General features: G+C 45.6%; 31 protein-coding genes. 19 read left to right on the top strand and 12 right to left on the bottom strand.

The window, feature by feature from the left end:
• Window positions 1-46: 46 nt before the first annotated feature.
• Complete coding sequence (locus N5C46_RS10100) at window positions 47-229, bottom strand: CsbD family protein (protein WP_159361406.1); 183 nt, start codon at window positions 227-229, stop codon at window positions 47-49.
• Window positions 230-506: 277 nt separating this feature from the next.
• Between N5C46_RS10100 and N5C46_RS10095 the strand changes: the two genes are divergently transcribed.
• Both N5C46_RS10095 and N5C46_RS10090 read left to right on the top strand, forming a co-directional pair.
• The gene (locus N5C46_RS10095) at window positions 507-848 is read left to right on the top strand and encodes a PadR family transcriptional regulator (protein WP_159361407.1); all 342 of its coding nucleotides are present in this window, start codon (window positions 507-509) and stop codon (window positions 846-848) included.
• Window positions 845-1,858, top strand: coding sequence for an HAAS signaling domain-containing protein (locus N5C46_RS10090; RefSeq protein WP_159361408.1), 1,014 nt, complete (start codon window positions 845-847; stop codon window positions 1,856-1,858). The genes N5C46_RS10095 and N5C46_RS10090 overlap by 4 nt, the downstream gene beginning before the upstream one ends.
• Window positions 1,859-1,893: 35 nt before the next feature.
• Here N5C46_RS10090 and N5C46_RS10085 read toward each other — a convergent pair whose 3' ends face one another.
• Window positions 1,894-2,256: a VOC family protein gene (locus tag N5C46_RS10085; protein WP_261751948.1), complete on the bottom strand. Its 363-nt coding sequence runs from the start codon at window positions 2,254-2,256 to the stop codon at window positions 1,894-1,896.
• A gap of 193 nt (window positions 2,257-2,449) precedes the next feature.
• On the opposite strand from N5C46_RS10085, the gene N5C46_RS10080 reads away from it, so the two are divergent.
• On the top strand, window positions 2,450-2,854 hold the full coding sequence (locus N5C46_RS10080) for a DUF4181 domain-containing protein (protein ID WP_261751947.1): 405 nt from the start codon (window positions 2,450-2,452) through the stop codon (window positions 2,852-2,854).
• 81 nt (window positions 2,855-2,935) lie between these two features.
• Window positions 2,936-3,364: a DUF4181 domain-containing protein gene (locus N5C46_RS10075; protein WP_261751946.1), complete on the top strand. Its 429-nt coding sequence runs from the start codon at window positions 2,936-2,938 to the stop codon at window positions 3,362-3,364.
• A gap of 86 nt (window positions 3,365-3,450) precedes the next feature.
• Here the strand turns inward: N5C46_RS10075 and N5C46_RS10070 are convergent, their stop codons facing one another.
• Window positions 3,451-3,582 carry a DUF2959 domain-containing protein gene (locus N5C46_RS10070; protein ID WP_261751945.1) on the bottom strand — a complete coding sequence of 44 codons (132 nt, stop codon included), beginning with the start codon at window positions 3,580-3,582 and terminating at the stop codon, window positions 3,451-3,453.
• A gap of 245 nt (window positions 3,583-3,827) precedes the next feature.
• On the opposite strand from N5C46_RS10070, the gene N5C46_RS10065 reads away from it, so the two are divergent.
• The 4 genes from N5C46_RS10065 (at window position 3,828) to N5C46_RS10050 (ending at window position 5,909) form a co-directional block, all read left to right on the top strand.
• Window positions 3,828-4,346: an SRPBCC domain-containing protein gene (locus N5C46_RS10065; protein WP_261751944.1), complete on the top strand. Its 519-nt coding sequence runs from the start codon at window positions 3,828-3,830 to the stop codon at window positions 4,344-4,346.
• A gap of 27 nt (window positions 4,347-4,373) precedes the next feature.
• Window positions 4,374-4,754: a VOC family protein gene (locus N5C46_RS10060; protein ID WP_261751943.1), complete on the top strand. Its 381-nt coding sequence runs from the start codon at window positions 4,374-4,376 to the stop codon at window positions 4,752-4,754.
• 236 nt (window positions 4,755-4,990) lie between these two features.
• Window positions 4,991-5,383, top strand: a complete 393-nt coding sequence (locus N5C46_RS10055) for a hypothetical protein (RefSeq protein WP_261751942.1) — start codon at window positions 4,991-4,993, stop codon at window positions 5,381-5,383.
• A gap of 16 nt (window positions 5,384-5,399) precedes the next feature.
• Window positions 5,400-5,909, top strand: coding sequence for a GNAT family N-acetyltransferase (locus tag N5C46_RS10050; protein ID WP_261751941.1), 510 nt, complete (start codon window positions 5,400-5,402; stop codon window positions 5,907-5,909).
• A 74-nt stretch (window positions 5,910-5,983) separates the two neighbouring features.
• Here N5C46_RS10050 and N5C46_RS10045 read toward each other — a convergent pair whose 3' ends face one another.
• The 3 genes from N5C46_RS10045 to N5C46_RS10035 form a co-directional block, all read right to left on the bottom strand.
• Window positions 5,984-6,829 (bottom strand): AraC family transcriptional regulator, encoded by an 846-nt coding sequence (locus tag N5C46_RS10045; protein ID WP_261751940.1) that lies wholly within the window; start codon window positions 6,827-6,829, stop codon window positions 5,984-5,986.
• A 129-nt stretch (window positions 6,830-6,958) separates the two neighbouring features.
• Entirely contained in the window at window positions 6,959-7,972 is a 1,014-nt protein-coding gene (locus tag N5C46_RS10040; RefSeq protein ID WP_261751939.1) for a hypothetical protein, read from the bottom strand.
• Window positions 7,965-8,849: an ABC transporter permease subunit gene (locus N5C46_RS10035; RefSeq protein WP_261751938.1), complete on the bottom strand. Its 885-nt coding sequence runs from the start codon at window positions 8,847-8,849 to the stop codon at window positions 7,965-7,967. Before N5C46_RS10035 ends, N5C46_RS10040 begins: the two co-directional genes overlap by 8 nt.
• A 115-nt stretch (window positions 8,850-8,964) precedes the next feature.
• Here N5C46_RS10035 and N5C46_RS10030 point away from each other — a divergent pair, with 115 nt between their 5' ends.
• A complete protein-coding gene (locus N5C46_RS10030) occupies window positions 8,965-9,639 on the top strand; it encodes a hypothetical protein (protein WP_261751937.1) in 675 nt (224 codons plus the stop codon).
• A 50-nt stretch (window positions 9,640-9,689) separates the two neighbouring features.
• On the opposite strand, the gene N5C46_RS10025 is transcribed toward N5C46_RS10030, so the two are convergent.
• The 3 genes from N5C46_RS10025 to N5C46_RS10015 form a co-directional block, all read right to left on the bottom strand.
• Window positions 9,690-10,040, bottom strand: a complete 351-nt coding sequence (locus N5C46_RS10025) for a potassium channel family protein (RefSeq protein ID WP_261751936.1) — start codon at window positions 10,038-10,040, stop codon at window positions 9,690-9,692.
• A 138-nt stretch (window positions 10,041-10,178) separates the two neighbouring features.
• Window positions 10,179-10,736, bottom strand: a complete 558-nt coding sequence (locus N5C46_RS10020) for a DJ-1/PfpI family protein (RefSeq protein WP_261751935.1) — start codon at window positions 10,734-10,736, stop codon at window positions 10,179-10,181.
• A gap of 155 nt (window positions 10,737-10,891) precedes the next feature.
• On the bottom strand, window positions 10,892-12,544 hold the full coding sequence (locus tag N5C46_RS10015) for an ABC transporter substrate-binding protein (RefSeq protein ID WP_261751934.1): 1,653 nt from the start codon (window positions 12,542-12,544) through the stop codon (window positions 10,892-10,894).
• 99 nt (window positions 12,545-12,643) lie between these two features.
• Here N5C46_RS10015 and N5C46_RS10010 point away from each other — a divergent pair, with 99 nt between their 5' ends.
• Both N5C46_RS10010 and N5C46_RS10005 read left to right on the top strand, forming a co-directional pair.
• Window positions 12,644-13,900 carry an MDR family MFS transporter gene (locus N5C46_RS10010; protein WP_261751933.1) on the top strand — a complete coding sequence of 419 codons (1,257 nt, stop codon included), beginning with the start codon at window positions 12,644-12,646 and terminating at the stop codon, window positions 13,898-13,900.
• Between the two features lie 71 nt (window positions 13,901-13,971).
• Window positions 13,972-14,307: an NIPSNAP family protein gene (locus N5C46_RS10005; RefSeq protein WP_261751932.1), complete on the top strand. Its 336-nt coding sequence runs from the start codon at window positions 13,972-13,974 to the stop codon at window positions 14,305-14,307.
• Between the two features lie 40 nt (window positions 14,308-14,347).
• Here the strand turns inward: N5C46_RS10005 and N5C46_RS10000 are convergent, their stop codons facing one another.
• Entirely contained in the window at window positions 14,348-14,818 is a 471-nt protein-coding gene (locus tag N5C46_RS10000) for a GNAT family N-acetyltransferase (RefSeq protein ID WP_261751931.1), read from the bottom strand.
• A 13-nt stretch (window positions 14,819-14,831) separates the two neighbouring features.
• Window positions 14,832-15,344, bottom strand: coding sequence for a hypothetical protein (locus N5C46_RS09995; protein ID WP_261751930.1), 513 nt, complete (start codon window positions 15,342-15,344; stop codon window positions 14,832-14,834).
• Window positions 15,345-15,490: 146 nt separating this feature from the next.
• Between N5C46_RS09995 and N5C46_RS09990 the strand changes: the two genes are divergently transcribed.
• The 8 genes from N5C46_RS09990 (at window position 15,491) to N5C46_RS09955 (ending at window position 18,908) form a co-directional block, all read left to right on the top strand.
• On the top strand, window positions 15,491-15,664 hold the full coding sequence (locus N5C46_RS09990) for a hypothetical protein (protein ID WP_261751929.1): 174 nt from the start codon (window positions 15,491-15,493) through the stop codon (window positions 15,662-15,664).
• A 166-nt stretch (window positions 15,665-15,830) separates the two neighbouring features.
• Window positions 15,831-16,322, top strand: coding sequence for a GNAT family N-acetyltransferase (locus tag N5C46_RS09985; protein WP_261751928.1), 492 nt, complete (start codon window positions 15,831-15,833; stop codon window positions 16,320-16,322).
• Window positions 16,312-16,845, top strand: coding sequence for a GrpB family protein (locus N5C46_RS09980; protein WP_261751927.1), 534 nt, complete (start codon window positions 16,312-16,314; stop codon window positions 16,843-16,845). Before N5C46_RS09985 ends, N5C46_RS09980 begins: the two co-directional genes overlap by 11 nt.
• Window positions 16,846-16,847: 2 nt before the next feature.
• On the top strand, window positions 16,848-17,453 hold the full coding sequence (locus N5C46_RS09975) for a hypothetical protein (protein ID WP_261751925.1): 606 nt from the start codon (window positions 16,848-16,850) through the stop codon (window positions 17,451-17,453).
• 10 nt (window positions 17,454-17,463) lie between these two features.
• Window positions 17,464-17,739: a hypothetical protein gene (locus N5C46_RS09970; RefSeq protein ID WP_261751924.1), complete on the top strand. Its 276-nt coding sequence runs from the start codon at window positions 17,464-17,466 to the stop codon at window positions 17,737-17,739.
• Between the two features lie 113 nt (window positions 17,740-17,852).
• On the top strand, window positions 17,853-18,200 hold the full coding sequence (locus tag N5C46_RS09965; RefSeq protein WP_261751923.1) for a hypothetical protein: 348 nt from the start codon (window positions 17,853-17,855) through the stop codon (window positions 18,198-18,200).
• Window positions 18,201-18,334: 134 nt separating this feature from the next.
• Entirely contained in the window at window positions 18,335-18,544 is a 210-nt protein-coding gene (locus N5C46_RS09960; RefSeq protein ID WP_261751922.1) for a hypothetical protein, read from the top strand.
• Entirely contained in the window at window positions 18,516-18,908 is a 393-nt protein-coding gene (locus tag N5C46_RS09955) for a DUF3021 domain-containing protein (protein WP_261751921.1), read from the top strand. Before N5C46_RS09960 ends, N5C46_RS09955 begins: the two co-directional genes overlap by 29 nt.
• 254 nt (window positions 18,909-19,162) lie before the next feature.
• Here the strand turns inward: N5C46_RS09955 and N5C46_RS09950 are convergent, their stop codons facing one another.
• On the bottom strand, window positions 19,163-19,423 hold the full coding sequence (locus N5C46_RS09950; RefSeq protein ID WP_261751920.1) for a DUF4190 domain-containing protein: 261 nt from the start codon (window positions 19,421-19,423) through the stop codon (window positions 19,163-19,165).
• Window positions 19,424-19,425 lie beyond the last annotated feature (2 nt).

The following is a 19,425-nucleotide window of genomic DNA, read 5'->3' as shown; positions in this document are numbered from 1 at the left end:
CATGAAAGAGAAGCACGAGAACCGTCCCCGTGCTTCCCGTTTACAGTTACCAATTCTTCTTGACAGTTTCCTTCACATCTCCAACTTTTTCTTGCATCTTCCCTTTATCCTTGTCGCGTTCGCCTTCTGCAATCATAGAATCGTCGTTTGTCAGTTTTCCTAAGCCTTTCTTCAAATCTCCTTTAACCTGTTTTTGCTTTCCACTTGTTTGATCATGATTTTCTCTCATTTTTCACTACCTCATTTCTATAGTTTTATTTCCTATTATTCAATAACCCATTGGAATACAAATAAAACAAAAAGGGAGACGGGAAATAGTGGGAATTGGTGAGGGACGGACCTGCTGCTTCTTTTCTAACCGAAAAGGAAGCACGAGAACCGTCCCCATGCTTCCCATGCTTCCGTGAAAAAAACATCTTTCTTTTTTGCACGTCCATAGTGTATGATACATAGTATAAAGCATATAGTGTACGATACACAGTATTTTTAATCAAAGAGGTGAACGTATGGATAAGTCACTGCTGACATCGTTGACGACCGAATTGCGGAGGGGGACGTTGACCCTGGCCGTATTGAGTCAATTGCGGACACCGCAATATGGATACTCACTCGTTCAATTATTGGAGAAAAGCGGAATTTCGATGGAGCAGAGTACGCTGTATCCACTGCTGCGCCGGTTGGAGAAACAGGAACTGGTCACAAGCAGCTGGGACCGGACGGAAAGCAGGCCGAGGAGATATTATGTGCTGAGCGAATACGGCATTGAGATTCTCGTGCAATTACAGACCGAATGGGAAAAGATGTCTGGGGAATTGGCCATTCTATTAAAAGGGGATGAGGAAGGATGAAGCTTGTTGAACTCTATATTCAAGAAGTGATGAGAAGGCTTCCGGAGAAGAACCGGGACGATATTGCCTTGGAATTGAAATCGACGATTGAAGACATGCTGCCGGACGATTACACAGAAGAGGATGTGAGAGAGGTCCTAACTTCACTAGGAAATCCGGCGGTGCTGGCTTCGAATTATCAAGACAGGCCGATGCATCTGATCGGGCCGAGATATTATGATCTATATTTAACGCTACTAAAGATCATTCTCCCGCTTTCCGTCGGGATCACGTTCATCGTGTTGGCCGTTTCATCTGTTTTGAGCTATTCAGGGGAATCAAATCCCATCGAGGTCCTCTTGTCGATTGTAGGAAATGGGCTGGGCGAGGCAATCGGAACAGCCATGCAGGTATTCTTTTGGCTGACCCTCACATTTGCCGTCATCGAGCGGACCGTTTCAACGGACAGTCAGCTTCCCATCACCATGAAAGGGAAAGAGTGGACGCCCCATGACTTGAAAGACATCCCCTATATTCCGAAAGAAAAACGAATTTCCAAGTTTGAGATTTTCGGAGGCTTGGCTTGGACGATCATCTGGGCAACCTGTTACTTTAAAGCCTCAAGTATCGTCGGTATGTATGAAAAGACGGACAGCGGAAGAATATTCACTCCTTTTTTCAACGGTGATGTACTCATCGGATATTGGCCGTTGGTCGTGTTCCTGATCGCCCTGGAACTTCACCTGCTCCTTAAAAAGTGGAAAGCGGGGGTATGGACCAAGAAGCTTGCGATCGTGAATGCAGTCTACCAATTCATTCCCGTTCTAGCCTTTATGTTTATGTTCAGAAATATGGACTTGCTGAATCCTGGATTTATCGATCGAATCCAGGAACTATTCAACGGCTCCTTCAACTTCCAGTGGCTGTACCTGACCATATCCGTTGCGTTACTCGTCGCAGCGGTGATCAACAGCTATGACGGATTTAAAAAAGCCTGGAAGCATGGGGACGGTTCTGCTGCTTCCATTTGATTTGAAAAAGAAGCACGAGAACCGTCCCCGTGCTTCTAAACCGCTTGAATCATTTCCACCCGATTCCCAAATGGATCCCTGAACTCGAAACGTTCGAATCCGGGTATCGGGATTCCTTCAAGGATTTGAATGTTATGTTTCTCTAGCACATTTCTCCAAGTGGAGATATCATCGACCTGATAAGCCAAGTGCGCTTTCGTCTTGGAACGGTCGACCCCATCTTCCGTGCCGACGTGAACATCTCTGTCCCCGACTTTTAGCCAAAACCCGCCCCGACCTTTTAGGGAGTCGGGTTTTTCCATTTCAGGTAAGCCAAGAAGACGGCAATAGAAGTCTTTCCCTTCGTTCTCAGAGCCTTTTGGAATCGTGATTTGGACGTGGTGTAGACCTAGGATCATTGTATTTCCCCCTTATTTGAGTGAAATGTAACCTTACTCCAATCCTATCCCTCCCATATTAATAAGTAAATGACGTTTCCTTTATTATGTATGATAAGATTTACTTATTATGGATATATATTCTAATTAAGAGGATAGTCCTTGAAACTTTCATGATTTGAAAATCGTCAAATAGATGAACAGGGGGTGCTGAATGTTCTGGTTGAAGTTTGTCTTGGTTGCGTTGGTGGTGTTTGCCCTTATCTCATTTGTTAAATTTATTTTACGTAGAACGTTGAAGATCGAGAAAGTACAGAAGGAATTCTTTTCTAATAACTATATTAATGAGTCGCATCGTAAAGTGGACAAATGGGTGAGGCGTTTGACCGGGCTCAGCTTAGCTATAATCATACTGGTTCAGATTAACAATGATGCCTTTAATTACTTATTGATAGTGGGTTTGATTTTTACCTCCATGCTCGACTATGGTATGAAAGCATTCTTTGAGTATAGATATAGTGAAGTCCCGAAGCAGGCGATTTTAACAGTAACAGAATGGTTCATGGTGTTGACAGCCGTAGTGGTTGTGTTGCAGTTGGGGGTGCTTGGTTCTTTTTAAGAAGCATGGGGACGGTTCTGCTGCTTCCTTTTCTGCAGTGGACATCTCCCCAAAAAATTTTTTACGGAAAGGGGGAGGAGGATGGGATTCTTCTTCTTAAAAATCATGCTCATCTTGATGATCTACCTTTTGCTGATGTACACATTCCACCAAGGGATAAGCAGCTGGCTCGGTGTGGGCAAACGGAAAATATTTTCCCATGATATCATTAATATCATTAATATCATTAATGAACACCATGAAAAAGCGGATACATCACACAGGAAAATCATGTTGAGCGCCTTGTTCTCATGTGTCATTATAGATGTTATTTTTGATTATGAGCATTGGTATCAAAATCCTTACTCTTACATGCTGCTCCTTCTCATCAGCGGTTCATTCTTGAAAGCCTACATGGAATGGAAGTATGTTGAGAATAAACGTGAATGTACCTATACAGTATTGGAAACGAGTTTCGGATATGGTCTATTACTCTTGTTATTAACAGTGGGAATTGAATTGGTTTTCTAAATAAAAGCATGGGTAAAAGCATGGGGACGGTTCTGCTGCTTCTTTTCTATCCGAAAAAGAAGCACGAGAACCGTCCCTTTGCTTCCTCAAAGGTTATCTGTACTGATCCTTGGGGCTTCGGATTTCAGAGAGGCTGCTGCTCTGGCGTTTTCGTTGTGTCGGTCGTATTTCTTTTCGGATGGGCTGTATTCTTTGGGTGTTTTCTTTTTGTCGGCCATCATATCACCTCCTATGGATAATATGCTCCATTTTCACGGGGATAATGAATGTGGGAGAAGCATGGGGACGGTTCTGCTGCTTCTTTTTTAACTGAAAAGGAAGCACGAGAACCGTCCCTTTGCTTCTCCAGAAGGAATTAAGGTTTTTCTGAAGAATAGTACAAAGAGCTGCTTTTTTTGCATAAAGGCCATCATGTCATTACATACGTATTTTCATCTCATTTAGAACCTGGGGAGGAAACGACATGTCTAACAGCAATCAAATGCTTTCAAGAGTGGAGGATGACCGGGTACTTGTGCTGGAGAGGATCTTCGATGCACCGCGTGACCTGGTATTCAGTATGTTCAAAGAGCCCGAGCATCTTCAAAATTGGTGGGGACCAAGAGGCTGGGAGCTTCCTGTGTGCCATATGGATTTCCGGCCGGGCGGAGTGTGGCATTACTGCATGAAGTGCGCGGACCGGGGTCAGGGACAATTCTTCGGGATGGAATCCTGGGGAAAAGGGATGTATAAAGAAATCATTGAACCGGAGAAGATCGTCTATGTCGATGTGTTCTCGGATGCGGAAGGTCAGACGAACGAAGACATGCCGGCAACGGAAGTGACGTTGGAGTTCTTTGAAATGGACGGTAAGACGAAGTTGGTCAATCGTTCTGTATACTCTTCTGCAGAAGCCCTCAAGACCGTCCTGGATATGGGAATGGAACAGGGTATCACGGAAACGTGGGATCGGCTGGAAGAAGCCCTGCAAAAGCTAAATTAATACATGATGTTGAGGAGTGGAGAATGAATGATCACGAAAGTCGGTCAAATTATGTTATACGTCAATAACCAGGATGAGGCAGTCCAATTTTGGACGGAAACAGTAGGGTTCACAGTGAAGGCCGAGGAAGATAACGGTCAGGGAATGCGATGGATTGAAGTGGCCCCGACGAAGGATGCTGAAACGAGCATCATCCTTCACAACAAAGAATTGGTGGCCAAAATGTCACCTGGCTTGAATCTGGGTACCCCTTCTTTAATGTTTTTCACTGATCGATTTTATGAGCTCTATACTGGTTTATCCAATAAAAAAGTCAAAGTAGGGGAAATCGTCGACATGCCCGGGGGCAGAGTATTCAACTTTGCCGACCATGAAGAAAATTATTTTGCAGTGATGGAGATGAAGTAGAAGCAGGGGGACGGTTCTGTTGCTTCGTTTCATTTGAAGATCGAAGAAGAAGCACGGGAACCGTCCCCGTGCTTCTTCTTTAAGGTCGTTCCAACACAGCAACAAGCATCTTATGCACAACTTCATGATCCCGGACATCATGCAAGTGATACTCCTCTCCGGGGAGCGAATACCATTCTTCGGCCCCAACGTAGGTGATAGCAGGCTTTAGTTCACCAATAGAAGGAGGGGGAACAATGAAAAGAATCATACTGACTGTTCTTTTTGTCTTTGTATTTGGATGGATAAGTTATTCCGTGTTATACAACGGTTTTTTCGGCGTGAAAAGTATGACCATACAAGAATACGATCGAACATTTGACGATGCTGAAAAGGTTACCGACCATGAAGTCATCTCAACCGTCACGGGAATCCTTAATCGATCGAATAAAATAACCAATGTGCATTATAAACTCGCCGTAGAGCCTACATACAAAATTAGATTGGAATATAAAGAGACGGATGAAATTTTATACCTTCACGAAGGCTTCGATACAAATGAAACGTTGATTTCGAGTAATCGTAGTGAATATTATTACAAAATCAATCAGAAACAAACGGATACAATCGTACAGCTATTATCAAAGTGAAAAAGGAGGATGGCTCATGATACATATCCTGAAAGCAAACGAGGATCATGTTAAAGGGATAAGAAAAGTCTGTTCGGATGGGAATTGGGCAACTTACCGGGAGATATATGCGAAAGAATATATTGAGAGAGTGATAGAAGAATTTTATAACGAAGAACGGATATTAAAAGAAGTGACCACATCGAACCGGGAGTGGGGTGGATACTTTGTCGCAATTGATAAAGGTGAAGTCATTGGCGCTGGTGGAGGTGGGATGATTGGTGATAACGAGGGAGAACTGTATGTCTTATACCTGGATCCAACCAGGCGAAATGAAGGAATCGGGACACTCTTGTTAGAGGCCATCACCCAGCAGCAGAAGGAAGAATTCCATGCAGGGAAGCAGTGGGTGTCTGTGCAAAAAGGGAATGAGAAAGGGATTCCTTTTTACGAAGCGAGAGGGTTTGTGTTTGAGCGTGAGCAAGATGGCTATGGGAATAAGGAAGACGAGGACTATCGATCATTGAGGTATTACCGTTTCATTTGAGAGAAGCACGGGGACGGTTCTGTTGCTTCCTCTCGACAAAAAAAAGGAAGCATGGGAACCGTCCCCGTGCTTCCCTATCTTTTAACAACCGGCACCCACAACTCATGCCGAGGCTTATGCCCAGGGCCATAATAACATTCAATGCAAGGTAAATTTGCCAGTTCATATCCTGAAGTCGGTACCCATTCAGCATATAGCCGTTTCCAGGCTTCTCGAACATTCGGGAACACAGCCCACGTACTTGGGGGAATGATGAGCGTTTCCATTCCTTCACGAGGCTCAATGTCATACCGTACCCCCATGAAATACGTGAATTCCTCATCCATGATCGCTGCTTCTTTTCCACAAACTCCCAATATGCCTTCCAATGAGCATTTCGGGTTTTCCCACGACAGATCAATTAATTCCTGCATGAAGCCTTCTTTCTTCGCTTTACTCCAAAGGTTCGGGATGATTTTGAAGGCTCTATTGGTGTTGACTGTTTCCCCTTTTCCTGCCAATTTGATGTCAAATTCTAAATGCTCGATTCGATATTCCATCTCCGTGTCCCCTTTTATCGTCAATTGAAAGGATATTTTCGGAAAAGCTTTCAAAGAGACCCCTTCATGACGGCATTCAGATGGTTTGATTCCATGAGTCTTTTTAAACGCACGGGAAAAAGAATCAGCAGACTCATAGCCATACTTATTTGCCACTTCTAAAATCCGGATGTCCGATTTTTGTAAATCAAAAGCCGCCCGTGTCAATCTTCTGCGTCTGATATATTCAGAGAGTGTAATCCCCGATAGTGAGGCAAACATTCTGGAAAAATGAAACTCCGAGCAGTACGCAATCTGTGCTAAATGTTTGTAATCAATGTCCTGCTCCAGATGATCTTCTATGTAATCCAACACCCGGTTCATTCTCACTAGCCAGTCCATCAAATACCCCCTTTCTATATCCATTTTAATAAAATCAGGTCCCCTTTGTCCGACATTTTTTGCCTGAAAAAGTAGGGTGTCTCTTCATTGAAAAAAGAAGCACGAGAACCGTCCCCGTGCTTCGGTGCTTCACCCCTTAAACGTAAACAATTCCTCCGACCGCACCACTTGTTCTTTTGATTTCTTTTCTTCTTTCACCTTTTGTTTCACTGGCAGATCACTATCAATCAACGCCTTCTTTAATGTGGAGCTGATGGAGTTGATGCTCAGGATCAGGATGGAGAATAGGATCAATGGCACGACGACGAGTATGGGAGTGGAGAACACTTGCTGGATGTTCATACTGATCGTGGCAGCCCATTCGTTCGTTTCAGAAAAATAAACCGGGTTGCTTGGTTCAAAGGGACCAATGGCGAATTCGGCCACCTTCATGCCTCCCAGGGCCATTAAGATGATGCCGAGCTGAATGAGCAGGGACAGGGCTTGGGATACCTGCTCGGAAAATAACACGATCGAGTGGCGAAGGAATTGGGGCAGGAGATGTTTTCGTATGAGATGAAAACGGCTCGCTCCCATAGTCTTCGAGACATCGACAAATTCCTGCTTCATGAAGAGCTTCATCTCTTCCCCAAGATAGATTCCTAGAGACGGGATGGTGATGGCTGCGATCCCGGCAAGCTGGATGAAGAAGTAGTGGCCTGAAGGAAGTGCCCCTCCCTGGAAAGCCCCTTCTATCGGTGCCAGCAGTCCAAACACGACAATTGCAAGGGGAAGGTACTGAAACGATTCCCCCAACCCTTTCAATGGCCGGGTGAATGAACCCGGCAGAAACGTGTAAAGAAGGGCGAATCCAAATCCAAAGATCATTCTGAGGGCAGCAATGACAAGGGCTGCGAAAATCGTGAATTTCGCACCGGCCATCAGGAGCAACAGGAAGTTCCTGCCCAGTCGATCACTGCCGAGAAGCGGCATTTCTTCAGGCGTGAAAGGCGGTGCTGCGATTACCTTATTGTTTTCATCCGATAAATATTGGGTGATTTCCTCATAATCAGGATAGAGGACGGGAATCAGGAAGCTTGCCACTAGCAGGCCGACGATGATCAACACGGGGAAAGCCAGTCTTTTCACGAGCGTCTTAGACATTGTATTCTCCCCCTTTCAACCATTTCTTCAACAGTAGGGAACCGATCGTAAACACGATGTAGAACGGGACGAAGATGAGAAGCATCCCTACGAAAAAGGCCGGCGATGACGAGGTGGCCGTTCTGAGCAGGACCGTCATGAAGCCTTTGATATTAAATAAAATCTCGATGACAAGAAGGTTCGAAAGCATGAGCAGAAAGATCGGCTTCAAATGCAGGAAGAAGTGAATCCATACATTCCGGAACACATGGAACCAGATTGTGTAACTCTTCTTGAACCCTTTTGAATAGGAGAATTCTACATAAGGTTTGCCCTCTTCTTCCTTCAGCTGGAATATGAATTGTTTCACTAAAAACACAACGGGCAGGAACGAGAGGCAAATGACGGGAAGCGTATAAATCTTTTCTTCCCCGGTCGTATAGATGTCGAATAAGAGGACATCCGTTCTTTTAAATAGCCAGATGATAAACAATTGGAATAATACGACGAGGAATACATCCGGGATTCCGTCGAGAACGTTGACTACTTTTTCCGAAGCGCGGTAAAGCTTCCTGGGCATGAGCATCATCAGGTAACTGGCGACCACTGAAATCATGATGGCAGCCACAAAGGAGATGAACAAAATGGTGAACGAATAGGGATAGGTGCTGGAAAAAATCTCGAACATCCCGTACTTTTTATCACCAACGCCCCACAGGACAATTATGGAAGAAGGGGAGGTGAGTTCAAGGATCGTATCCCATAGCCTAAGGCCGTATGCCCCCATATTAATGACAAGTTCTGTATCATAATCTAATAAAGCGCTGATGCCGCTGAGTAAAAACAAACCGATGAACACAATCAAAAAGTGCAAAGGCGTGCGTAATGCTTTATTCATAGAATCCCCCCTTCCTAACTTTAGGAAAAATGACAATTTTTACTATATAAATGGTACAATAATGGCGTGGAATAGTAAACACAATTCAGAAAAAAGTGTCGAAGGTGATATCGTAATGTGTCGAAATAGAATTGTTTTTGTTTTACTCGTTTTATCCTGTCTGTTCCTTTCCGCCTGCAGGGTTGTCTTTGATCCATTCGCTCAAAACACGGAGCAAAAGGAAGCCCAAAAAGAAAACCGGCAAAAAGCCGACGTGCAGGAGCAGGAGGAAGTCGTGCAGGAAGAGCCTGAGGAACCTGCGTTCAACATCGATGCGACTCTTACATTGGATGGGGAGAATATGGTGTTATCAGGGGAAACGGACCTTCCGCCTGACACAATTTTAGAAATTAAATTAAAGCCATATAAGGGAAATGCGACGGTGGAAGAAATTGAGGAAGAAACTGCAGGGACTCTGAATGAAGTGCCTGCCAACACTGTAGGGATCGGCACTTCGGTTGAAGAAGACGGATCCATCCGGGAGAAAACATACTTCAGACCTGATTTATCGACCCGTTACCGATTTGAATTGACCTTTGAACCGGAAGGACAGGAAGAAGAGATCAAACAGCAATTAATCGAACAAGCGGGCGCCCTCGATGAACTGGCCGGACTACAGGTGTTGAAGGAAGCCGATCCCGATGCCTCCATGGTCCATGGGGATGACCCGGTGAAAGGGTATATCCAAACCGTCAATATCGTGAAAGCCGATGAAGAGAATGGGGACGGAGTGACGCTGGAGCTTGAGTGAGCACGGGGAGCATGGGGACGGTTCTCGTGCTTCCAAATATAAAAGGAATGCTATTCACTCTCAGCATTCCTTTTTTGCTTTTCGGGTTTCTGAATCATCGCATACGCCACATATCCAATCATGCCAATGAACACCCCGTTGCCACCAAATATGTAGATCATCGTGAAGATCTTGCCGAATGTCGTTTGCGGTTCGAAGGTAGGATGCCCGATCGTACTTAAAGTCACCACGCAAAAATAAAGGGCGTCGATTACGGCCAGGCCTTCCTGCTTCACATAGAAAAGAGTGCCTGAGAATAACATGACCAGGACCAGGGTGAAAAGAACCTGGAAGTTTTTTAGTTTAAAAGCCTGCCATAGGGCTTTGAGCAGCCGCTTTAGTGTGAGAAAAAATGAAATCATGGTGTCGTGTTCTCCTCTGTCAATTTGAGATGGTGATAGCATAACAGATGGAGAGGTAGGTTGAGAAGAGCTTCTTGGAGGGGATGGGGAGACACTGAAAAAAAGCCACGGCATATCGATCACCATGGCCATCACTTTTTATCCCCTAAGAAGATTTTTAAAAAACAACATGGTTTCCAATTCATCTTCCCGATCGTTAAATAGGTTTAACTGTTTTCCTACCTCAACAGCGAATTCAACATAGGCGCTGCCTTCTGCCGTGATGAGGTTTTCACATACCGTGGTATCTGCCTTACTTTGATACGCGGGATCGAAACAGGAAGGGAATTCTGAGATGTCGATGGAAGTAGAGTAGGTTCTATTTCGTAACACAGAACTCTTTCCAAGGAAGGTAGACGCTCCGCAAATGGCAGCAATCCACTTGTTTTCCTGATCAAAATCTTGAATGAGCTTCAGGAATGCTTCTTCCTCCAGCAGCGGTTCGGGGTCTCCGCCCGGGATGACCAAGATGTCGTAATCGCTCACTTCACACTCTTCCACAAGACGATCGACGTTGATCCGGAATTTCCCGCTGTTCGTCACTTCCTTCTGGAGAGCCGTCGTCTCGATTTCAACATTGGTTACACTGAAGATGTAGGAGAGGGGACTGATTTCCCACTCGACATAGTGGTCGTATAGTAAGAATAAAGCTTTCATTGATTCAAACCCTTTCAATAAAGAATAACCTGCTTACATTTATCATATCAGAAGAGGTTGAGTAATTGGGATTTATTAACTGAGGAAGCACGGGGACGGTTCTGCTGCTTCTCTTTAAACTGAAAAGGAAGCACGGGAACCGTCCCCATGCTCCCTTACACCTCCGGCCGCACCCACAGCTTTGCAAAGTCTACATACCCAAAATGTTTGAATTCGATATTCATAATGTCCGTTGAAAAAGGGATATAGCGTTTTTCATAGTAAAGAGGGATCATGATCGATTCTGTCATCAGTCTATTTTCCAGTTTCTTGTTTAACGCCGCCCAGTCTTCAAAGGGTGTGTGCTGATATTCGTCCAGGTAGGCCTTCCACGCGCTTCCTTTCTCAAAAAGTCCATGAATAGGGGAATATCCGTTTTTCAAAAAGTGATAAAACGAAAAATCCTGGTTCGATTCAAAGATTTCCCCGTGTACGAACAGATCTACATTCAGGGTCTCCGGCTGCCTCGTCAGCGTGTCTGCGAATGAAAACCACTGTACGTCCACAGGAATCCCTTCCTTTTCAAACATCTCCACAAGCCACTCGGTAGTCTTCGCCGTATGATTGGCACAGCGGATCACGAGGGGTTCGGTGAACAGGGGACGGTTTGCTTCAGAGATCGTCATGCCTTGATCCTGACCGACGAGAATGCTTTTCCCGTTCGGGGTCAGGCGGGGATCAAGGTCACGAAGGGTGTGGCGGTTCTTCGCAATCACCCAGTGCAGATAATCCCGCACTTCTTTTCTCTGAATCTGGGAATCTCGTCCGGGCACGGCATTCATGACGACGATCCCGAATCCTGAGTCACTCTCGACTTCGACGGAAGAGGATTGACTTTCTTCTAGATGAGAGTGATAGATTCCTTTGAAATCCTTCGGCACCTGAACAAATTCAACGGCATCGAGGAGCGGCCTCTCCTGGAAGTGCTCTTTAAAAGCAGCGAGTGTCGTCTTGGAATTTGTGTTTTCCTCAAGGGAAAAGCAGCCTGTCCCGAAGGTCCGTCCCTTGGATTCTTTATAAATGCTCGCGCACATCATGGTGAGCATGGGGAGGATGTAGGTGCAGCCTTCGGGGTGGTGGATGTCGATGATGAGAGGTGCTTTGACCTCTATTTTTTCAACAGGTTCCCATAGTTCCCGGTAGTGGATACAGGTCCTGAGTTGTTCGAGACAATGGACGACATCTTTTGCCGTCAGGATGGAGCCGTCGTGGAACCGGACATCCTTTTTTAGATAGAGTCGCAGTTTACCAGAGGATACGTCCCAGCTGTGCACGAGTTCCGGCAGGATATCCCCTTTTTCAGTGATGGAGACAAGACGGTTGAAGACGTTCGCCACGAGGTGGGCGCTCATGACATCGGCCGCCTCCAAAGGATGAATCGAGAAAAAGGGATAGCGCTTCGGCACAATCAGCTTATCCTTGGACTCTTTCACAAATCCGAGCTTACTGTGAAAGGTATTCATCAGCCTCATCTTGCTGTCCGTGGACCAGTTGTACATGAGATACTTGCTGCTCTGTTCGATCGGTTCCTCTTCCATGAGCTTCACGACTTCTTCTTCGAAGGCGTCCTCGACATGTTTTTTCCACTGCAGTGTCGAGACATTCCCCCGCCCGCGTCCCGGGGTGAACGCGATCCAGCCTTCTTCATCCCATTTTTTCAAATAGCGGGAGGTCTGTTTATGGCTTAATTGCAGGGTTTCAGAGATTTCTTCCACGCGGATGCTGCCTGAGGGATAGTATCTCCAAAGGGTGAGTAATTTGTTCTCCATATGTTTTTCCTCCTAAAAGGGGACATCAATTTGAAAAGTGTCTATTTTTAAAAAGTTCCGTCTAGTTTACTATACAGTAAATAGAGGAGGGGGAACAACATGAAGTGGAAGGAATTACCTCAAAACATTAAAGTACGGATGATCACGTCATTCTTCAACCGTGCTGTTTCATCCGCCGTCATGCCGTTCATGGCGCTGTTCTTTGCACAGGAACTGAATAAAATCTGGGCAGGGATTTTCCTGATCGGAACCGTGGTGATCGGATTCTGTGTCAATCTCGTCGGGGGATATATATCGGACCGCTTTCCCCGGAAAAAAGTTCTATTGACAACATCTTGGCTGAATGCGCTTTTCTTTTTCATCATGACGGTCAGTCTTTTTCCAGAAAAGAACCTGATCCTGCTGTTCGCAGGTGCGTATATCGGATTCATCATCACAAGCAGCCTGGGACGCCCGGCGATGCATGCGATCATCATTGACTCGACGACGCCGGAGAACCGGAAAGCTGTCTATGCGCTGGATTACTGGCTGGTCAATTTGAGTATGGCGATCGGTGCCGCCCTTGGGGGACTCTTGTACTTGAATCATCAAACAGAATTATTCATGATGCTGACCTTCACATCGACGACGATTCCCATTGCGTATGGAATCTGGCTTCAGGACAACTTCAAGGACCAGCTTCAGAAAAAACATGAAAATGTGTTCGTCGATCTCGTCAACAATTACCGGATTGCCTTCAGGGATTCGGCTTTCGTAAAAGTGGTGGCAGGGTCCACCTTCATCTTCGCGGCGGAATTTTCCCTGAACAGCTATATCGGGATCCGCCTGGCTGAAACATTCAAGGCGGTGAGCATCGGGAGTTTCGAAATCGTCGGGGTGAGGATGCTCAGTATTCTGAACATCGAGAACATGATGCTCGTTGTCTGCCTGACGTTCATCATCAATCGTTATACAGATCGCCTGAATAAAAAGAACGCTCTCTTGATCGGGCTGCTCCTGTATGGCATCGGCTATGTGACCGTCACATCCGCCAATACGTGGTACGTCCTGATCGCCTTCAATCTGATTGCGACCATGGGAGAGCTGATCTATTCGCCGATCCGCAACGCAGAACAGGCGAACATGATTCCGAGCGACAAGCGGGGATCGTACTCCGCATTCTCCAATCTGTCCTTCAGCGGAGCGGACCTGGTCGCACGATCCACCATCATCATCGGAGCCTTCCTGATGCCAACGATGATGAGTGTATACATCGGCTTCATCGTCATGCTCGGCACCGTTCTCGTTTACACGGGACTATTCGGCGGAAACTGGGTGAAAGCGAAGGTAGTGGGTGTAAGAGGGACGGACCTCTAAATCCTAAAATCGTTTCACGCAAATGGACGTTTGGAAGGTCCGTCCCTCAATAAAGGAAAGGAGGAATCATGTTGATTTATCGAAGAAAGATGTATCGTGTGTCTCCACGGATTATCGACGATTTCAATGTGCATTTTAATCAAACGCTGTTACCGACTCAGCTGAAATACGGATCCAGGTTGGTGGGAAGATGGATGAAGGAAGAGGCCGATGGGGAAGTGGAAGTGTTTGCGATATGGGAATATGACAGTTTTGAAGAGTATGAGAGGATCGAATCCCTTGTGAGGGGTGACGCGGCACACGTGAAGCGGGTGCAGGACTGGTACGGAAAATGGGGTGGGAGAGAGAACCTGAAAGAGCATTTTTATCACATCGATCAGGATTTTATCGATTCCACTGTTACGTGATGGAAATGGGGGTCAGACCTTTGAGGCTGACCCCTTTTGTTTAAAAATTCTTTTCCATAATAGTAAATGGATAGTTTTCACCCCGTATTTCATTTTCGAATGATCCCCGTTTCCGGAACCCTTCTTTCTCATACGTCCGGATCGCCCGTTCATTGAAATCCGCGACGGCCAATTCCAAATGAGTGAACTTCAGCCGTTCACGTCCCTGTTCGATGATTGCTTGCACAAAGGCCTGACCCAGTCCCTTACCTGTCAAGGAAGGCTTCATTTGAACCCCGAGGACCAGAATGTTTTCCCCGTCTTCTTCCACATCGTAAAACTCACAATTTCCTACAAGATACTCGTTCTCGTCCACTACGGAAAAGGCTCTTTCCAAATGGACGCTTTCTTTCAATCCCTGGATTTTTTCTAGTTGGGTATCATTATCGTAAAACGAATAGATTCCGTCGTACGTCCACATGATGAATTCGTTGATATCTTCCGGTGTCCTTCTTCTAATGGTAAGTTCCATGCTCATTTCCCCCTTAGGAATCCGGCTTCTCAAGCCATGCTTTCACTTTTTTGTCCATCTTTTTCTCGAGTCCCCCGATATTCCCATTGTCCCTCCGTGCGGACTTCACGTATTTCGCCGGGAACATTTTCTCCAGGGAGGACTGGTACATACTGCCGTCTTGTGGTTCTGTGTAGTCGATGACCGAATAGGCGTCGCCTTCTTGTTTTAAGCGGATCAGAGCAGGCAGAGAATGTCCGGACTGGGCCTCTAATCCGTTGGCTTGGTTGAATCCCCCGTAATACGACCACATGTAGACACTCAGGATCCCATCCTTTTCGCTCGTCCCATAGACTTTATGGACTTCAAACTGCTTTTCTGTGCCGTAGTAGGAGGTGGCGTACTTTTTGACAATATAATGAGAAATCGCGTCATCGATCTGCGGGGTTATCTGTTTATCGCCATCGGTTAGATTCAGGCCTTTGTCATTACATGAAGCCAGTAAGACTGCGCTCATCACTAAAATGAAGAATCGTAACTTTGTCAAAATCTTTATTGCTCCTTAAGTAAAAAAGTTATTTTAATAGAGGACCATTTCTAATCCATTTTATCATATAATTTCTATTCTTTTCCTTTTTTTACAATTAAATCTATGGTATCTTCAAGTATAGTGATAGTAAAGGAGATATGCCCATGTCCACTGGAATCATGGCCTTACTTACAACGTTGATCTGGCTTGTCGCCATTCACGAGTTTCAAAAGCCTGAACGAAAACAGAATAACCGAATCATCATCCTTTCTACGGCGGCAAGGTCCTTGCTTACATTGGTTTTGACGATTTCGCTTTTTCAGAGTCTTTCTTTTTAAAACAGGGAACTTAATTTGAATCATGATGACAGAGGTTCCATAAGGGATTTCTGTTTTTTTGTGAGTGAGTTCCAAAGCATTACCACCGCAAATGATTTCTCAAAATGGAAGCATGGGAACCGTCCCCTCGCTTCCCCCCTCGCTTCCCAAAAAGGGGAGAGAACGAATGAACATCGTTTCACTGGAAGAATTACAGCGAGAGAAGGTCACCGACTTTTTTCACCAGCATTGGGGAAGTCCAAAGATGGTGATTTCAAGCGGGGTTTATGATTGTGCTTCTTTAGACGGCTTTGCCGTTTTGAATAGAGATCGTGTAATCACTGGTTTGATTACATACGTGTTTAAAGATGCCGAATGCGAGATTATTTCACTTGATAGTTTGGAAGAAAAGAAGGGGATCGGCACCTCTCTTATGGAAGAAGTAGAAAAGGTGGCTGCCGAAAACGGGTGTAGACGCATCACGCTGATTACGACGAATGACAATTTGCTGGCGCTGAAATTTTACCAAAAGAGGGGCTTCAGGATATCGACGATCCACCGGGATGCCGTGGAGAAAGCGAGACGGATCAAGCCTGAGATTCCGATGATCGGGAATGATGGGATTCCGATTCAGGATGAGATCGAATTGGAGAAGGGTGTGACAGGTGATGGAAAATAGTCATTGGCCAAAATGGGCCGTAGAATCGATAGAGGTCGTACCTCCGAATCCGGACTGGATCGAGGCGGGAAGGGCGGAGGTGAGGGAACTCATACAACGTTTGAGTCCCTATGGTGTCAAAGAAGTCGATCATGTAGGGAGCACGTCGATCCGTGACCTTCCGGCGAAACCAATCATTGATGTGATGGCGATGATTCAATCTTTTGATGAAGTGGAAGAGCTTGCGGGAAAACTGGCGGAAGATGACTGGCATTATGTGCCGGTGGAGCTTGATAACCGGCCGTGGAGAAGGTTCTTTATCAAGGTGGAGAATGATAGGCGTGTAGCCCATCTGCATCTCATGCTGGAAGGGGAACCGCGGTGGGAACAGCAGCGGCTATTCAGGGACCGGTTGAACGGAAACCCTGCCTTGAGGAAAGAATACGCAGAACTGAAAAAAAGTCTGGCAAACCAATTTCCCGACGATCGGGAGGCATATTCTGACGGGAAAGCAGCTTTTATAGAAAGAGTATTGGGGGAATAAAAATGAAGAAACGAATACTGATGATCATGATACTCTCCGTAGGATTCCTTTTGATGGCCTGCAGCGGTGCAAAGCAGCAGGTGGTGGAGCAGGCAAAACCTGACCAGGAAAGCGAAGACGCAGCAACAGAAACGGATGAAGAAATCGATTCGGTGGATTTGGGAGAAGCAACTGGACAAGGACAAGATCTAGTTCAAGAGGAATCGGACACCACGAAGGATCCACTTGCTACATACCCTTCAGAAAAAATCGAATACGCCCGAGTCTGGCTGCAGGTGATCGGGAATGGAGATGTAGAGGAATTGAACGTCCAACACATTTCAGCCGGTGAGCAGCTGAATCCTTATGATGACAAGAGCGTCGCCTATCCGGAAGACGTCATCGTGTTAACCGGTAAAGCGTCGGCAGACGGAACCGTCACCTATAGCGGCAACGGCGACGGCACGATCAATGTGTACGATGTGCCATCGCACTGGCCGAGCAGTGAGCAGATCGAGGAGTCGATGGAAGAGTATACGAAGAACATTGTGGATGGTACGGAGAAGGTTTCGGTTGATGCAGGGGATGAGGAAGAAGTTGTTGGGGTGATCGGGAAAATTAGTGGATAGGAGGATCATATTGAAGAAAGAAGCACCATCAAAGAAATGGAATACCTTTCGAACAATCACACTGGTAATCATCCTGTTCATCTATATAAAGTATGTATTCGATGAAGATCCAACTAATGACCGCATCGGGTGGTCAGTGTTTATTCTTTTTTGGACCTTTAAGGGTTTGTTTGATGCGGTTGAAGATAGAAGGAAAGGTAAGAAGAAGTCGATGATTGCTAATATTGTCTTTGTCATTGCTGGCTTTGGTGTCCTGCTTTGGCAGGGAATACAAGTGATCTTTTAGCTTCTGAGGGACGGACCTCATCAGTAAAGTTCTTATGAATTGATCTTGATGACGGATGATTCTCTTACAGATGGGGGACTCTTCTTAATAGGAACGGAATGAGGAGTGGACGTATGGAATTAGACGGTAAGAGGTTAAAAGATAAGGCACGTGCAGCCATGCATAAGTTGAAGAATAACGTTAAAGGGTCGTACTATTCGATGGCAGATATCCCGTCATCGTCTGTACAGGAGCTTGCGGTTTTTATTCAGCTGAACCCTGAGTCCCACGTAACGAAGAAGAATCTGCTTGGAAACTCATTTTCTTTTTTTAGACTGAATCTGAACAGGTATGATTTCTACCTGGAAACCAGGGCTGGCCGTATTTTGCAGCTGGATGGATCGAAAGATGGAAAGAGATTCGTTTCCTATCGGTCCTACCGGGATGCTGATGATTTGCATTCCCCGGTGAAATTGAGTTGAGGTTTGAAAGATAGGCTTTCTTATTGAAGAAGGCCCCTTTTTTTGTTCTGAAGAGGGACGGACCTTCCCGAATATGAAACTTTTTACAGTTCGGTTTCGTATCTAGAGTAAAAGCTTATAGGAGGCCTCCCTTAATGAACCCATACAAAAATAAGCGTTACTGGATCCTCATGCCACCATTTCTTTTAACAACATTGGGACTTTTCTTTATCCTTCCTGAGGAAAATTGGGGATATCCTTTTTTCGTCGTGATCGCGTTTTGGATTACGTATTATGCTTGGAATGACTATACTTTGAAGAAGAGCGAGGAAACCAATGAATCTACTGAAAAAAGGATTAATTAGAGGTCTCATCCCGTTTATTCTTTTCACCGTCACTTCGCTGATATGGACGCAATTCGAAGGGGCATCAGCAATTTCAAAGAGTCTCTTATTTTACGGTCTGATCGCATTTTTCCTCGGAGTGGCAAGCGTCATCTATGAAGTGGAGCGATGGCGCTTCATCCAACAGATCTTGGTTCATTATCTGGTCATGCTGGTGACTGTTTTCCCAACGTTACTGCTGAGCGGTGCGTACCCCGTGGATTCTATCAGGGATGTAGCGAGGGTATATTTCCTTTTTAATGAGATGGGGTTGATTCTATTTTTAAGTACCTATTTTATGTTTAAATGGAGGAATCGGGCGTATATGAGGGAGCAGAGTGAATAGAATAGTGGCTCTAGTAAAGAATATTCTACCCGGCAGCATGATTATTGGATTTCCCGCATGAATAATCTGAATCCGGCATGATTTTTCCGTGAGCCGCATGATTATTCCATATCCCGCACGAAAAGTTTCAATCCCGCATGAATCATACGAATGAAGCACGAGGACGGTTCATCTGCTACCAACTAATCGTTTTGTAAGGGGAAACCTCGATTTTGCTCAGTAAAAGGAAGCAAAAGAACCGTCCCCTTGCTCCACTACGACATAACCACCCACCAGATCGAGAACACAATGCCGGCCAAACTGAAAATGATCCCAAGAATGGCCAGGTGCTTCCCCTCCTGGCCATTCTGTTTGACTTCACTCCGCCCGATCAACCCAAGTAGAACCCCCACCAGACCGAGAATCGCCCCCGCCATAGGAAAAATCACCATCACAATGGACAAAATCCCCAATAAGACAGATACCACGGCTTTTCCATTCAAGCCTTTCCTCTTAAGCTCATTCCCATGATTCATTC

This window comes from Rossellomorea vietnamensis (assembly GCF_025398035.1).
Lineage (GTDB): Bacteria > Bacillota > Bacilli > Bacillales > Bacillaceae_B > Rossellomorea > Rossellomorea vietnamensis_B.
The sequence above is the reverse complement of the archived record's forward strand: the minus strand, read 5'-3'. Positions and strand labels throughout refer to the sequence as shown.

What these genes read in the sequence shown, in the direction of transcription:
- N5C46_RS10100 (WP_159361406.1), bottom strand. Translation starts at nt 229, where the DNA reads ATGAGAGAAAATCATGATCAAACAAGTGGAAAGCAAAAACAGGTTAAA.
- N5C46_RS10095 (WP_159361407.1), top strand. Translation starts at nt 507, where the DNA reads ATGGATAAGTCACTGCTGACATCGTTGACGACCGAATTGCGGAGGGGG.
- N5C46_RS10090 (WP_159361408.1), top strand. Translation starts at nt 845, where the DNA reads ATGAAGCTTGTTGAACTCTATATTCAAGAAGTGATGAGAAGGCTTCCG.
- N5C46_RS10085 (WP_261751948.1), bottom strand. Translation starts at nt 2,256, where the DNA reads ATGATCCTAGGTCTACACCACGTCCAAATCACGATTCCAAAAGGCTCT.
- N5C46_RS10080 (WP_261751947.1), top strand. Translation starts at nt 2,450, where the DNA reads ATGTTCTGGTTGAAGTTTGTCTTGGTTGCGTTGGTGGTGTTTGCCCTT.
- N5C46_RS10075 (WP_261751946.1), top strand. Translation starts at nt 2,936, where the DNA reads ATGGGATTCTTCTTCTTAAAAATCATGCTCATCTTGATGATCTACCTT.
- N5C46_RS10070 (WP_261751945.1), bottom strand. Translation starts at nt 3,582, where the DNA reads ATGGCCGACAAAAAGAAAACACCCAAAGAATACAGCCCATCCGAAAAG.
- N5C46_RS10065 (WP_261751944.1), top strand. Translation starts at nt 3,828, where the DNA reads ATGTCTAACAGCAATCAAATGCTTTCAAGAGTGGAGGATGACCGGGTA.
- N5C46_RS10060 (WP_261751943.1), top strand. Translation starts at nt 4,374, where the DNA reads ATGATCACGAAAGTCGGTCAAATTATGTTATACGTCAATAACCAGGAT.
- N5C46_RS10055 (WP_261751942.1), top strand. Translation starts at nt 4,991, where the DNA reads ATGAAAAGAATCATACTGACTGTTCTTTTTGTCTTTGTATTTGGATGG.
- N5C46_RS10050 (WP_261751941.1), top strand. Translation starts at nt 5,400, where the DNA reads ATGATACATATCCTGAAAGCAAACGAGGATCATGTTAAAGGGATAAGA.
- N5C46_RS10045 (WP_261751940.1), bottom strand. Translation starts at nt 6,829, where the DNA reads ATGGACTGGCTAGTGAGAATGAACCGGGTGTTGGATTACATAGAAGAT.
- N5C46_RS10040 (WP_261751939.1), bottom strand. Translation starts at nt 7,972, where the DNA reads ATGTCTAAGACGCTCGTGAAAAGACTGGCTTTCCCCGTGTTGATCATC.
- N5C46_RS10035 (WP_261751938.1), bottom strand. Translation starts at nt 8,849, where the DNA reads ATGAATAAAGCATTACGCACGCCTTTGCACTTTTTGATTGTGTTCATC.
- N5C46_RS10030 (WP_261751937.1), top strand. Translation starts at nt 8,965, where the DNA reads ATGTGTCGAAATAGAATTGTTTTTGTTTTACTCGTTTTATCCTGTCTG.
- N5C46_RS10025 (WP_261751936.1), bottom strand. Translation starts at nt 10,040, where the DNA reads ATGATTTCATTTTTTCTCACACTAAAGCGGCTGCTCAAAGCCCTATGG.
- N5C46_RS10020 (WP_261751935.1), bottom strand. Translation starts at nt 10,736, where the DNA reads ATGAAAGCTTTATTCTTACTATACGACCACTATGTCGAGTGGGAAATC.
- N5C46_RS10015 (WP_261751934.1), bottom strand. Translation starts at nt 12,544, where the DNA reads ATGGAGAACAAATTACTCACCCTTTGGAGATACTATCCCTCAGGCAGC.
- N5C46_RS10010 (WP_261751933.1), top strand. Translation starts at nt 12,644, where the DNA reads ATGAAGTGGAAGGAATTACCTCAAAACATTAAAGTACGGATGATCACG.
- N5C46_RS10000 (WP_261751931.1), bottom strand. Translation starts at nt 14,818, where the DNA reads ATGGAACTTACCATTAGAAGAAGGACACCGGAAGATATCAACGAATTC.
- N5C46_RS09990 (WP_261751929.1), top strand. Translation starts at nt 15,491, where the DNA reads ATGTCCACTGGAATCATGGCCTTACTTACAACGTTGATCTGGCTTGTC.
- N5C46_RS09985 (WP_261751928.1), top strand. Translation starts at nt 15,831, where the DNA reads ATGAACATCGTTTCACTGGAAGAATTACAGCGAGAGAAGGTCACCGAC.
- N5C46_RS09980 (WP_261751927.1), top strand. Translation starts at nt 16,312, where the DNA reads ATGGAAAATAGTCATTGGCCAAAATGGGCCGTAGAATCGATAGAGGTC.
- N5C46_RS09975 (WP_261751925.1), top strand. Translation starts at nt 16,848, where the DNA reads ATGAAGAAACGAATACTGATGATCATGATACTCTCCGTAGGATTCCTT.
- N5C46_RS09965 (WP_261751923.1), top strand. Translation starts at nt 17,853, where the DNA reads ATGGAATTAGACGGTAAGAGGTTAAAAGATAAGGCACGTGCAGCCATG.
- N5C46_RS09960 (WP_261751922.1), top strand. Translation starts at nt 18,335, where the DNA reads ATGAACCCATACAAAAATAAGCGTTACTGGATCCTCATGCCACCATTT.
- N5C46_RS09955 (WP_261751921.1), top strand. Translation starts at nt 18,516, where the DNA reads ATGAATCTACTGAAAAAAGGATTAATTAGAGGTCTCATCCCGTTTATT.
- N5C46_RS09950 (WP_261751920.1), bottom strand. Translation starts at nt 19,423, where the DNA reads ATGAATCATGGGAATGAGCTTAAGAGGAAAGGCTTGAATGGAAAAGCC.